Below are 11178 nucleotides of genomic sequence, written 5' to 3' on the forward strand. Positions count from 1 at the left end.
TCACCGGACCCCGACGACAACTGATCCAGCGAAGCCGGGGGGAGCGGACTGCCGCCACCGCCAGACGAACCAAGCGCCGCGGCGAGTTCAACGTTGAGTCCGAGGGCCCCGAGTGACCCTTCTACCGCAGCGCCGAGACCGAGGTCGAGTCCAGCGCCCTGGGCATGGGAGGCACCGGTGGAACCTGCGATCGCGAGAAGTGCGGTTCCACTGACGGCCGCGAGGCGTAGGTGGAGTGGGCGGTTCGATGTCATGTTCGTTCCCCTTCGTGCGTCGGTAGGGCGTGCGCCACGGTGCGGGTACGCCTCGTGGCACTGTCATCGCCGGCCCACAGGTTATTGTTGCCCGGGTCACAGTGCCACCGGTCCGCGCGGCCGCGCCGCCGAGAACGCAAGCGCCGGTGGGCTTACCGAGACGGTGTCGACGGCCGGGCGGGGGCGTCACCTCGTCGTCGTCATCCCGTCACCACGACCACCTAGGCTCGCCGGGGTGACCACCACACCCGCTGCCGCCTCGCCCCCGGTCCCACCGCTGCGCCGGATGGCGGACGGCACCGTCAAACAGATCAATCCCTTCACCGGCACGGAGGTCTGGACGGTGCCCGGGCGCGGCAACCGGCCGATCGACCTCGCCCCCGACCGCGTCGCCGCGGTGGATCCCGGCGCTCCGGAGGCGCACTGCGCGTTCTGCGTGACCCGCCTGCGCGAGACAACGCCGGAGAAGTCGCGGCTGGTGCGGGACGGGGACGGGGACGGGTGGACGGTCCTCGACGAGGTCCCCGCGGACGACCTCGACGCCACCACCCCCGAGTTCCGGCTCTTCGGCAACCTCTTCGAGATCGTCTCGCTGGACTACTGGAAGGCGGTCCACGGCTACCGGATCTCCGAGCGCGCGGCCGCCCACCAGGTCGCCTACCTGGCCTCGGCGGCCGGGGCCGAGCACGTCCGCGCGCTGGTCCGCGCCCGCATCGCCGCCGCCCAGGGCGATCCGGCGGCCGTCGACTCGATGGACGCCGCCACGCTGGCCCGACACTCCGAGAGCTTCTTCGGCGGCTGCCACGACGTGGTGGTGGCCCGGCGCCACCTCACCGACGGCGCCACCAGGACCGACCGGCACGCGTCCTCGGGCTCGCTCACCCCGGCCGAGCACGAGAGGTTCATCGACTTCAGCGTCCGCGCCATGCGGGGCCTGTACCGCGACAATCCCCACGCCCGGTACGTGTCGGTGTTCCAGAACTGGCTCAAGCCCGCGGGGGCGTCGTTCGCGCACCTGCACAAGCAGCTGGTGGCGATCGACGAGATCCCGGTGAAGACCGGGCGCGAGCTGGTCGCCCTCACGCGGGAACCGGACCTGTACAACGCCCTCGGGGTGGACCACGCGGCCGCCGAGGGCCTGGTGTTGGCGGCCAACGAGCACGCGGTGGCCGTGGTCGGGGTGGGGCACCGTTACCCCGCGCTGGTGATCTACTCGCGATCCGCGGCGAGCGAACCGTGGGAGCACACGCCGGAGGAGCTGCGCGGGGTCTCGGACCTGGTGCACGCGTGCCACGCCGCGACCGGTCCGCTGGTCCCGTGCAACGAGGAGTGGCACACCCGGCCGCCGGGCGTCGGCGTGGCCATGCCCTGGCGGATCGTGCTCAAGTGGCGGATCTCCAACCCGGCCGGCTTCGAGGGCTCGACCGGGATCTACATCAACACGATCGACCCCTGGGCCCTCCGGGAGCGCGTGGCGTCTCGGCTGTCCGGACTGCGGGCGGAGGGTCGGATCGCCGAGATGGCGCTCGGTGCGGAGTGTGGGGACGTGCGGGGGTCACTGCGCTACGGGTGAGAGGATGACCGACGACGACGAGGTTCGCCGGTCCGTCCCGTGGTCAGCGCACCGGTGATGGCCTCACGGATCCCCGGAACCGAGGCCGGGATCACGACGGGCCCGGCGGCCGTCGGATCCAGCAGCACGGCCGTGGGGGTCTCCTCCGCGCCGTCGTTGATGCTGCGGCACAGCTCGAAGGCGTCCTCGTCCCGCCAGATGTTGACCCAGTGGACGTCCAACCCCTCGCGTGCGGCTCGCCGGCGCAGCGCCGCGGAGTACGGGCAGCCGGGACGCCACAGCACCACCACGGTGTTGCCCCGGCCGGCCGCACCCCGGACCGCCTGCAACGGTTCGTGTCCGCTCACCCGGAGGGGGGAACTCCGCAGGGCCACGACGCCGGCCACCGCCAGGGCGAGCGCCGCGAGCGGGAGGCCGTGGCCGAATCCCACGATGATCCAGGCGAGCGCGCACCCGAGCGCCACGACCGCCGCGGGGGCGGTCCAGTGGCCGGGCACGAGCTCTCGCCCGGCCCGCGGGAAGGGGTGGGTCACCCGGACGACGATACGCGGACCCGATGCCGCCGCGCCCGGACCGTCACCGGATCGTCACGCGGTAGCGTCGACGACATGACGGACTCGTCGCCTGAGACCACGACCGCTCGCCCGGGCACCCGCAAGGTCCGCGACCTCACCGGGCCGGGGATCACGACCGGGTTCGGCATGGAGGGAACGGACCTGGGGATCTTCGCCCGGACGCCCTCCGGGCGCCTGCTCGCGGTGTTCGGGGACACCTTCGCCGGCGCCGGGATGGGGGCCCCCCACGTGGGTCGCCCCCACCCGGGGATCGCCGAGTGCGCGCCCACCACCGACGAGCGACCCGGGCCCGGCAACCCCGACTGGCGGTCCCCCGTGGCCCTGTTCTCCGACACCACCGACCCGACGAGCGGCGTGATCTGGTCCGAGGCGGCCGGACCGGGACCGCGCGACTACGCCGCCCAGCTGGTCGACTACGTCCACGGCCGGGGCTGCTCGACGGTCCTGCCCAGCGACGTCCTGACCGTCGGCGACACCATGTACCTGCACGTCATGGTCAACGAGGGGCTCGGCACCGTCACCCGCACCGAGATCCACCGCTCGACCGACGACGGCCGCACGTGGGAGCCCACCGGGGCCGTGTTCTCCCCGCGGCTCGAGGGCGGCCACCGCCAGTTGTGGACCTGGGAGACGGGCGGCGACGGCCACGTCTACGTGCTGTCCACCGGGTTCCAGCGCGACAAGGGCGTGATCCTCATGCGGGTCCGGGAGGAGCATCTCGGCGACCCGGACGTCGGTGGCTGGCAGACCTGGGGCTACCGCAGGGGCGCCTGGGGCTGGGGCAACCCCACGACCATCGTCCTGCCCGGCCGGATCGGCGAGATGTACCTGCGGCGGTGCGAGGACTTCTGGACCCTGACCTACTTCGACGCCGAGCACTACCGGATCGACTGCCTCACCTTTCCGCACATCGGGGCCGACCTCATGGACCGGACCGTGACCGCCCACACCACGCTCGTGCCCGGCTGCGCGTGGGGCGACGAGTCCGACGGCACCGACCCCGCCACCGGGCCCGCCCGCGTGGCCCAGCTCTACTGCGGCTGCCCCGTCCCCGGGTCCACGCCGGAGGAGTGGCACATCGTGGTGAGCCAGTGGAACACCCACGACTCGGCGGCCGGCCCGGCCGGCTGGCCGTACCGGTCCATGCAGTTCACGGGGTCGATCCCGCGGCCGCCGGGCCGCTGACGCCTCAGGCCCAGGGCAGGGGGCCCAGCACCCGCCCGGCCCACGCCCGCACGGCGCCGGCGTCGCGCACGTCCAGCTCCGTGGTGTCGACCTCGATCGCGTCGGGCCACGGCGGCAGGTCGGCCAGTTGCGCGTCGAGCACCTCCACCGTGGCCTCGGACGGGTCGGCGCCGGCGTCGGCGCGGTCGAGGATCCTCCGCACCAGCTCCTCCCGGGGCGCGGTGCAGGAGACCTCGACCAGTTCCGCGTGGGCGTCCGCGGCCACGGTCTCGGCGCGGGCGCGGCGCCGCGGATCGAGCCAGGTGGCGTCCAGGACGACGCTGCGGCCGAGCGCGAGCAGCTCCGCGGCTCGCCCGAGCATCCCGGCGTAAACGGCCGAGACGGACTCCTCCGAGTAGCGGTCGCCGCCGGCGGGGACCCCGGGGCGCAGGACGTCCGACCGCAGCAGCTCGGCGCCCAGCGACTCGGCCAGCGGCGCGGCCAGCGTGGACTTGCCCGACCCGGACACGCCCCCCACCAGGACGAGTCGCACGCGGGCGCGCAGCAGCGCGTCGACGGCGGCGTCCGCGAGTTCGAGGGCGTGCCGGGCGTCGGCGCCGCCGCCGTCGCCCGCCTGTCCCGCCCGGATCGCGGTGACCTTGGCCCGGACCAGCGCGCGGTACCCGATGTAGTGGTGGACCAGCGACGGCGGCGCGTCGTCTCCGGAGAAGTCCCGGTAGGCCCGGAGGAACTCCACGGCGAGGTCCCGGGCCCCCTCCCTGTCCAGGTCCATCGCCAGGAACCCGGCGTCGAGCATCGCGTCGCCAAACCGGAGCCGGTCGTCGAACTCGAGGCAGTCGATCACCCGCGGGCCGTCGTCCTCGAGGTAGACGTCGGCGGCGAGCAGGTCCCCGTGCCCGTCGACGATCCGGCCCGCGGCGATGCGGGCCTCCAGCAGCCGACCGCGGCCGCGGAGGTACTCCCCCGCCAGTCGCTCGATGTCGTCGACGATCTCCGGCGCGTCCTCGCCCACGCTCAGGCGCCGCAGGTGGTCTACCGAGTCCCGCCACAGTCCGGCCACCGCGTCCCGGCCGCCCGCGGCGTCGATGTCCTCCGTGTGGGGGCTCGCCGCGTGGAGGTGGTCCAACTGCCGGGCCACCTCGCGGACGCCGTCCACCAGGTCCGGACGGCCCTCCGGGGCGGTGCCCGCCGACCGCGACCGGACGAGCGAGTCCAGGCTCCGGTGCGAGGGCAGCCGGCGCATCCGGACCACGTGATCGATCACCTCGCCGTCGGGACCCCGGACCTCCAGCACCCCCCCGTACACGTCGGGGGCCAGGCGGCTGTTGAGCTCGACCTCCCGACGGCTCTGCTCGCCTCGTGCCGCGACGGTGCGGTTGTCCAGGAACCCGAGGTCGATCGGCTTCCGGATCTTGTGGGCCTGGTCGGCCCAGAGCACGATGAGAGAGCTGTGCGTCTCGACGATGGCCGGCCGTCCGCCGGCCGGGGGTTCGGAGCCTCCGCGGGTGTGCATGACCCCAGCCTAGGCAGGCGGGTCCCGCCGCGACCCCCGGGCCGTCGTGTGTCCGCGGACACCATGGGGGATGATGCAGTCGTGACCATCGTCGTGGCCTGCGGGGCCTTCAAGGGCTCCCTCACCGCTATCGAGGCGTGCCACCACGCCGCCGAGGGTGCGCGCCGGGCCCATCCGGACACCGACGTGGTCGAGCGCCCTGTGGCGGACGGCGGGGGCGGCAGCCTCGAGGTGATGGTCGCCGGCGGCGCACGGCGGATCCCCGTCACCGTCTCCGGCCCCACCGGTCGGCCCGTCGAGACCTCCTTCGCCGCCATCGATCCGGACACCGCCTTCGTCGAGATGGCGGACGCCTGCGGCCTCCTGCGGCTGCCGGGTGGGCGGATGCGCCCACTCGAGGCCTCCAGCCGCGGGGTCGGCGAGGTCATCCTGGCCGCCCTGCGCTCGGGCCGCGGCAACATCCACCTGGGCATCGGCGGAAGCGCGTCGACCGACGGCGGCACCGGGATGCTCTCCGCGCTGGGCGCCCGCTTCCTCGACTCCTCCGGCGTCGACCTCCCCGACGGCGGTGGCGCACTGGTCCACCTCGACCGCGTGGAGCTGGGCGGACTGGACCCCGCCGTCCGCGCCTCCCGCATCCGCGTGGCGTGCGATGTCGACAACCCGCTGCTCGGCCCACTGGGCGCGGCCCGGGTCTACGGGCCCCAGAAGGGCGCACTGCCGCGGGAGGTCGACGACCTCGAGGCGGGACTGTCCCGCCTGGTCGAGGTCCTGCGCGCCCAGGGGCTCGACACGGACCCCGACGCGCCGGGTTCCGGTGCCGCCGGCGGTGTCGGCTTTGCCGCGCGCGAGGTGCTCGGCGCGAGCCTCGACCCCGGCTTCGAGGTGCTCGGCACCCTCACCGGGCTGGAGGACGTGGTGTCCGCCGCCGACTTGGTGGTGACCGGCGAGGGCCGCCTCGACGACCAGACCATGCACGGCAAGACGCCCATGGGGGTGGCCGCGCTGTGCCGCTCCCACGCCGTGCCCGTGGTGGCGGTGTGCGGCCGGTTGGACCTGGAGGCCGACCGCGTGGCCGAGGCCGGGTTCGTCGCCGCCGCCGCGCTGACCGAGGTGGAGCCGGACCTGGCCAGGTCGATGGCCAACGCGGGCGCGCTGCTCGAGGTGGTGGCCGCGGAGGTCATCTCACGCGTGCTCCCCTGAGCCCGTGACGGTGGCGGCGGCCGCCACCTGGTCGTCGACGGACATCCACAGCTGCAGGGTGTCCCCGCTCCGCCTCCGCCTGACCGTCACGGTCGCGCCCGCCACCACGGGGCGGTAGTACTCGATCACCGCGCGATGACGGTGTCGCAGCAGGTCGGATGGAGCAGGAGCTCGTCCTCCACGGCTGCGAGGTAGGCGGCGTTGTTGAGGTGTTGCAGCGGGTCGAAATCCGTACTGCGCAGGACGTGGACCCGGTCCTCCGGCTCATCCTCCCCGGGAACCCGGGCTGGCCGGGCCGCGGTCATCGCGGTCCACCGCAGGCGGTGGACGTCCGTCGTCGCGGCCAGGGTGGCGACTCCGTTTTCACTGATCCGGGTGGGCACCCCCTGGGCGTTGACGTTGATCCAGAAGGCCTCCGTCTCCACCAGCCCGTCAGGCTGCGTCCGGGGGCTGAAGGGTGTGGTCTCGTGCGTGGCGGTCATCCGCACACGGACGTTGGCCCAGCGCGAGGACAGTCCCGAGCACCAGCGCTGCTGGTGCACCGTGGCGGGCCAGGTGATCGGCTCGATCACGTCGATCACGGTCCTGCGCACGATCCAGTACGGGTCGGTCTCCGCGTGGCCGGCGGCCTCCAGGTCATCGGTCGCGATGTCCTGGAGGTACCGGGCGATGCTGTCCAACCGCAACCTCCGCTGGGGATCGACGTCGCCGGTCCGCACCTTGCGCGTGGAGGAGTAGCCCGATCCCGGCGAGGGCGGCCGGGGCAGTGGTGTCGGTTCAGGGTCGTGCACGGCGTCTCTCATCGGACCTCCCCCTCCCGAGAGCCCTATCCCAGAGTCACAGCGTCCGGTCCGGTTTGAGTCCGTGGGCGATGCCCCACGCCACCGCCTGCGCCCGCGTGGTGACCCCCATCTTCCGGTAGGCCGTCCGGATGTAGGTCTTGACGGTGTTGAGCGAGAGATAGCAGCTCGACGCGATCTCCTCGTTCGAGTGCCCCTGGACGATCAGGCCGACCACCTCGGCCTCCCGTGCGGACAGGCCCGCCTCCTTGGCCGGCCACCGGTCGGCGCCCATCACCGACCGCCCAGGACCCAGCATCGTCACCCGGCTCCCGGCTGCGATCTGCTCGATGCCGTGGACCAACTCCCGTGCGGGCAGGGACTTGGCGAGGAACCCGTGGGCGCCCATCGCGAGGCTGTCGCTCACCGCCTGATGATCGGTGGCGAACGAGTAGACGGCCACCGCCCCGACGGTGGGATCCCGGAGCAACGCGGCCAGGCGGGCGTGCTTGCCGACGGGCGCGGCAAAGGTGTCGTACAGGGCCACATCGACCACGGCGGGACCGCTGTGGACGGTGTCCGTCTCCACGATCTCGATGCGGTCGCCGTAGGGCGCCAGGAACGCGTACACGCCGGCCACCACCACGAGGTAGTCGTTGACCACAGTCACCCGGACCGGCATGGACCCACCGTACGACACGTGGACCGGACCGCCGCGCGGGGCGTCCTCGCCGATCCACCGGGCCCGGGGCCCGATGTGGGACATGATGAAGGCCCCGAACAGACCCCGGAGGTCGATATGCGCAAGTGGCTCCTCGGTGCCCCCGTCGCCGCCCTGGCCGCCCTCGCTGCCGCGGACCTGCGGCAGACCAGATACCCCATCCTGCGGACCTACCCCGTCCTCGGCCACGCGCGCATGGCCCTGACCTCGCTCGGGCCGGAACTGCGGCAGTACATCGTGGCCGGCAACGACGAGGAGCGGCCGTTCACCCGGGACCAGCGCAGCTGGGTCTACGAGTCGGCCGAGGGCCGGGCCACCACGTTCGGCTTCGGGACGGACAACAACATCGAGTTCCTCGAGGGGTACCCGATACTCAAGCAGCGCACCTTCACCGGGGTCACCGTGTCCGCGCACAGCCACTCGGGCGAACACCTCACGCTCCCGGCCGCCAAGGTCCTCGGGGCCGCCCGGGGTCGGGCCCGGGCCTTCCGGCCGGAATCGCTGGTCTCGATCTCCGGGATGAGTTTCGGGGCCCTCTCCGCCCCCGCCATCGAGTCGCTCAACCGCGGCGCGGCCCTCGCGGGAGCCCTGCACAACACCGGCGAGGGCGGCCTGAGCCCGTACCACCAGAACGGCGCCGACCTGATCTTCCAGATCGGCACCGCCTACTTCGGGGTCCGGGACGACGACGGCCGTTTCGACATCGACAAGCTGGTCGCGCTCACCCGGACTCACCCCGTGCGGGCGATCGAGATCAAGCTCAGCCAGGGCGCCAAACCCGGGCTCGGGGGCCTGCTGCCGGCGGCCAAGATCACCGACGAGATCTCCGGGATCCGAGGCATCCCCAAGGACCGGGACTGCGCGAGCCCCTCCCGGCACACCGCGTTCGGAGACGTCGATTCCATGCTGGACCTGGTCGAGGAGATCGCCGAGCGCACCGGACTTCCCGTCGGCATCAAGTCGGCGGTCGGCGACCTGGTCTTCTGGGAGGAGTTGGCCGCCGCGATGGTGCCGCGGGACCGCGGCGTCGACTTCATCACCATCGACGGCGGCGAGGGCGGGACCGGCGCCGCGCCGCTGGTCTTCACGGACGCCGTCTCCCTGCCGTTCCGGCTGGGCTTCCCGCGGGTCTACCGGATCTTTGCCGAGGCGGGGCTCTCCGACGACGTGGTGTTCATCGGCTCCGGCAAACTCGGCATCCCGGAGAACGCGGCGGTGGCGTTCGCGCTCGGCGTGGACATGATCAACGTGGGTCGCGAGGCCATGCTCTCGATCGGCTGCATCCAGGCCCAGAAGTGCCACACCGACCGGTGTCCCACGGGGATCGCCACGCAGCACCCCTGGCTCACGCGCGGTGTGGACCCCACGGACAAGGCCGTGCGCTGCGCCTCCTACCTGCGCTCGTTGCGCCGCGAACTGATCAAGCTCTCCGGCGCGGTCGGGGTCCCGCACCCCTCGCTGATCGGTCCCGAGGACGTGGAGTTGGCCAACGGCACCCGGACGTCCGCCACGCTCGCCGAGATCTACGGCTACCGGAGCGGCTGGGGCCTGCCCGGCGAGGCCCTGCGCGGTGAGATCACCGAGATCATGATCACCAGCGGGGCCGCCGAGCACACCGCCGCCTACACCCCACCCGGTTTCTGACCGGCACCTACCCCTCGGCGCCGGCCCTCAGCAGTCCGAGTTCGCGGTTGAGGTTGGCGTGCGCCTGCTTCTCCCACAGATCCCGCCCGGCCCGGGTCCGGAAGACCGACCCCCGCTCGAGCAACCCCTCCAGCGCCGCGATCCGCCCGGCCACGAAGCGCTCGCCCGGCACGTGCGCGAACTCGTGGCGCACGTCCTGCGAGTAGGTGTCATAGGTGTCGGGATCAGACCCCAGCACCGCGAGGTCGGCGTCCGAGAGGACCGCTCCGTTGAGGTCCCCGCCCTCGACGCGGTGCCCGCCCATGAGCCGGACCAGCCGCGACACCTCCTCGACCGGGGCGGCCGGGTCGAGCACCCGCTCGGTGAAGACCGCCGACTTGTCGTTGTTCTCCGACTCGGTGGGGTCGAACACCGCGGTGTGCAGCCACGCCGCGAGCCGGACCGCGGTGCCGTCGAACGCCTCCCCGTCCGCCTCCAGCGCGTCGACCGCCCTGAGGACGGCCCGCAGGTGCGTCTCGTTGTGATAGCGGCGCTGCGGCTCGTTCCAGCGTTCCAGCAGGTCGGCCCGCAAAGCGGGGGTGAGGAACTCGACCTGGGCGTCGAGGGGGTCGATGGCGGTCCCGCGGTCGGTATCCATGGTCGAACCTTACCGCCGCGACGCCCGTGATCAGGGCGGATCGGGCTACTCGTCGAGGTCCGCCCCGAGGAGCGGGGGGTGCGCCTCGAGCAGCTCCAGCTCCTCCGGGGTGAACATCCTCGCCCGCGCCAGGAACCGCCTCCCGGTGGGGTTCTCGAGGCTGAACCCCGAGCCCCTGCCCGGGACGGCGTCGATCACCATCTGCATGTGTCGCCACGCCTCGAACTGCGGGCCCGAGATCCACACGCGGACCCCGGTCCGGTCGTCGGCGTCCACGTCCACCTCCCCCACCAGGACGTCCCGCTGGCCCACGCGGAACTCCCCGTCGGGGTAACACATGGGTGCCGACCCGTCGCAGCAGCCACCCGACTGGTGGAACATCACCGGGCCGTGCCGGCCGATGAGCTCGCGGATGAGCTCGACGGCCGGCCCGGTGGCCACGACGCGCGGCGGGGCCTCCATCAGAAGAAGCCCTGCGGCTTGCCCGAGTAGCTCACGAGCAGGCACTTGGTCTGCTGGTAGTGGTCGAGCATCATGCGGTGGTTCTCCCGGCCGATGCCGGACTGCTTGTAGCCGCCGAACGCCGCGTGGGCCGGGTACTGGTGATAGGTGTTGGTCCACACGCGGCCCGCCTGGATGGTGCGACCGGCGCGGTAGGCGGTGGTGCCGTTGCGCGACCACACCCCGGCGCCGAGGCCGTACAGCGTGTCGTTGGCGATGGTCATGGCGTCGTCGAAGTCGGTGAACGAGGTCAGCGAGAGGACGGGACCGAAGATCTCCTCCTGGAACAGCCGCATCTTGTTGTGGCCGCGGAACACGGTGGGCTGCACGTAGTACCCGCCCGCGAGGTCGCCGTCCAGCTCGGCCCGCCCGCCGCCGGTGAGGACGTCCGCGCCCTCCTGCTTGCCGATGTCGATGTAGGACAGGATCTTCTCGAGCTGGTCGTTCGAGGCCTGGGCCCCCAGCATGGTGTCGGTGTCCAGCGGGTTTCCCTGCGTGATCTTCTCGGTCCGCTCGATCGCGAGTTCGGTGAAGTCGTCGAAGATCGACTTCTGCACCAGCGCACGCGACGGGCAGGTGCACACCTCGCCCTG

10 protein-coding genes and 1 pseudogene are annotated in these 11178 nt (G+C 72.6%); 4 read left to right on the forward strand and 7 right to left on the reverse strand.

The window, feature by feature from the left end:
- The first annotated feature begins 540 nt into the window (after positions 1–540).
- Complete coding sequence (locus B4M60_RS12295; RefSeq protein WP_291084366.1) at positions 541–1827, forward strand: DUF4921 family protein; 1287 nt, start codon at positions 541–543, stop codon at positions 1825–1827.
- Here B4M60_RS12295 and B4M60_RS12300 read toward each other — a convergent pair.
- Positions 1818–2360, reverse strand: coding sequence for a hypothetical protein (locus B4M60_RS12300; protein ID WP_291084337.1), 543 nt, complete (start codon positions 2358–2360; stop codon positions 1818–1820). The genes B4M60_RS12295 and B4M60_RS12300 overlap by 10 nt on opposite strands.
- A 75-nt stretch (positions 2361–2435) precedes the next feature.
- Between B4M60_RS12300 and B4M60_RS12305 the strand changes: the two genes are divergently transcribed.
- Positions 2436–3587 carry a DUF4185 domain-containing protein gene (locus tag B4M60_RS12305; protein WP_291084340.1) on the forward strand — a complete coding sequence of 384 codons (1152 nt, stop codon included), beginning with the start codon at positions 2436–2438 and terminating at the stop codon, positions 3585–3587.
- A 4-nt stretch (positions 3588–3591) separates the two neighbouring features.
- Here the strand turns inward: B4M60_RS12305 and B4M60_RS12310 are convergent, their stop codons facing one another.
- Positions 3592–5100 carry a bifunctional aminoglycoside phosphotransferase/ATP-binding protein gene (locus tag B4M60_RS12310; RefSeq protein WP_291084343.1) on the reverse strand — a complete coding sequence of 503 codons (1509 nt, stop codon included), beginning with the start codon at positions 5098–5100 and terminating at the stop codon, positions 3592–3594.
- Positions 5101–5181: 81 nt separating this feature from the next.
- On the opposite strand from B4M60_RS12310, the gene B4M60_RS12315 reads away from it, so the two are divergent.
- Positions 5182–6303 carry a glycerate kinase gene (locus B4M60_RS12315; protein WP_291084347.1) on the forward strand — a complete coding sequence of 374 codons (1122 nt, stop codon included), beginning with the start codon at positions 5182–5184 and terminating at the stop codon, positions 6301–6303.
- On the opposite strand, the pseudogene B4M60_RS12320 reads toward B4M60_RS12315, so the two are convergent.
- Together B4M60_RS12320 and B4M60_RS12325 are read right to left on the reverse strand one after the other, a co-directional pair.
- Positions 6286–7106: pseudogene (locus B4M60_RS12320) on the reverse strand (acyl-[acyl-carrier-protein] thioesterase). The gene B4M60_RS12315 and the pseudogene B4M60_RS12320 overlap by 18 nt on opposite strands.
- A gap of 34 nt (positions 7107–7140) precedes the next feature.
- Positions 7141–7764, reverse strand: a complete 624-nt coding sequence (locus B4M60_RS12325) for a helix-turn-helix transcriptional regulator (RefSeq protein WP_291084350.1) — start codon at positions 7762–7764, stop codon at positions 7141–7143.
- Between the two features lie 117 nt (positions 7765–7881).
- Here B4M60_RS12325 and B4M60_RS12330 point away from each other — a divergent pair, with 117 nt between their 5' ends.
- Positions 7882–9447, forward strand: coding sequence for an FMN-binding glutamate synthase family protein (locus B4M60_RS12330; RefSeq protein ID WP_291084353.1), 1566 nt, complete (start codon positions 7882–7884; stop codon positions 9445–9447).
- Between the two features lie 7 nt (positions 9448–9454).
- Here B4M60_RS12330 and B4M60_RS12335 read toward each other — a convergent pair whose 3' ends face one another.
- The 3 genes from B4M60_RS12335 to B4M60_RS12345 all read right to left on the reverse strand — a co-directional run.
- Positions 9455–10084: a hypothetical protein gene (locus tag B4M60_RS12335; RefSeq protein ID WP_291084357.1), complete on the reverse strand. Its 630-nt coding sequence runs from the start codon at positions 10082–10084 to the stop codon at positions 9455–9457.
- Between the two features lie 45 nt (positions 10085–10129).
- Positions 10130–10546, reverse strand: a complete 417-nt coding sequence (locus B4M60_RS12340; protein WP_291084360.1) for a DUF779 domain-containing protein — start codon at positions 10544–10546, stop codon at positions 10130–10132.
- A partial coding sequence (locus B4M60_RS12345; RefSeq protein WP_291084363.1) for an aldehyde dehydrogenase family protein occupies positions 10546–11178 on the reverse strand: 633 nt, incomplete at its 5' end. The genes B4M60_RS12340 and B4M60_RS12345, both read right to left, overlap by 1 nt.

This window comes from Dietzia sp. UBA5065 (assembly GCA_002415925.1).
Classification (GTDB): domain Bacteria; phylum Actinomycetota; class Actinomycetes; order Mycobacteriales; family Mycobacteriaceae; genus Dietzia.

Bases quoted from the DNA above. Each gene is read 5' to 3' on its own strand.
- B4M60_RS12325 (WP_291084350.1), bottom strand. From the start codon at position 7,764: ATGCCGGTCCGGGTGACTGTGGTCAACGACTACCTCGTGGTGGTGGCC.
- B4M60_RS12340 (WP_291084360.1), bottom strand. From the start codon at position 10,546: ATGGAGGCCCCGCCGCGCGTCGTGGCCACCGGGCCGGCCGTCGAGCTC.
- B4M60_RS12310 (WP_291084343.1), bottom strand. From the start codon at position 5,100: ATGCACACCCGCGGAGGCTCCGAACCCCCGGCCGGCGGACGGCCGGCC.
- B4M60_RS12305 (WP_291084340.1), top strand. From the start codon at position 2,436: ATGACGGACTCGTCGCCTGAGACCACGACCGCTCGCCCGGGCACCCGC.
- B4M60_RS12295 (WP_291084366.1), top strand. From the start codon at position 541: ATGGCGGACGGCACCGTCAAACAGATCAATCCCTTCACCGGCACGGAG.
- B4M60_RS12335 (WP_291084357.1), bottom strand. From the start codon at position 10,084: ATGGATACCGACCGCGGGACCGCCATCGACCCCCTCGACGCCCAGGTC.
- B4M60_RS12330 (WP_291084353.1), top strand. From the start codon at position 7,882: ATGCGCAAGTGGCTCCTCGGTGCCCCCGTCGCCGCCCTGGCCGCCCTC.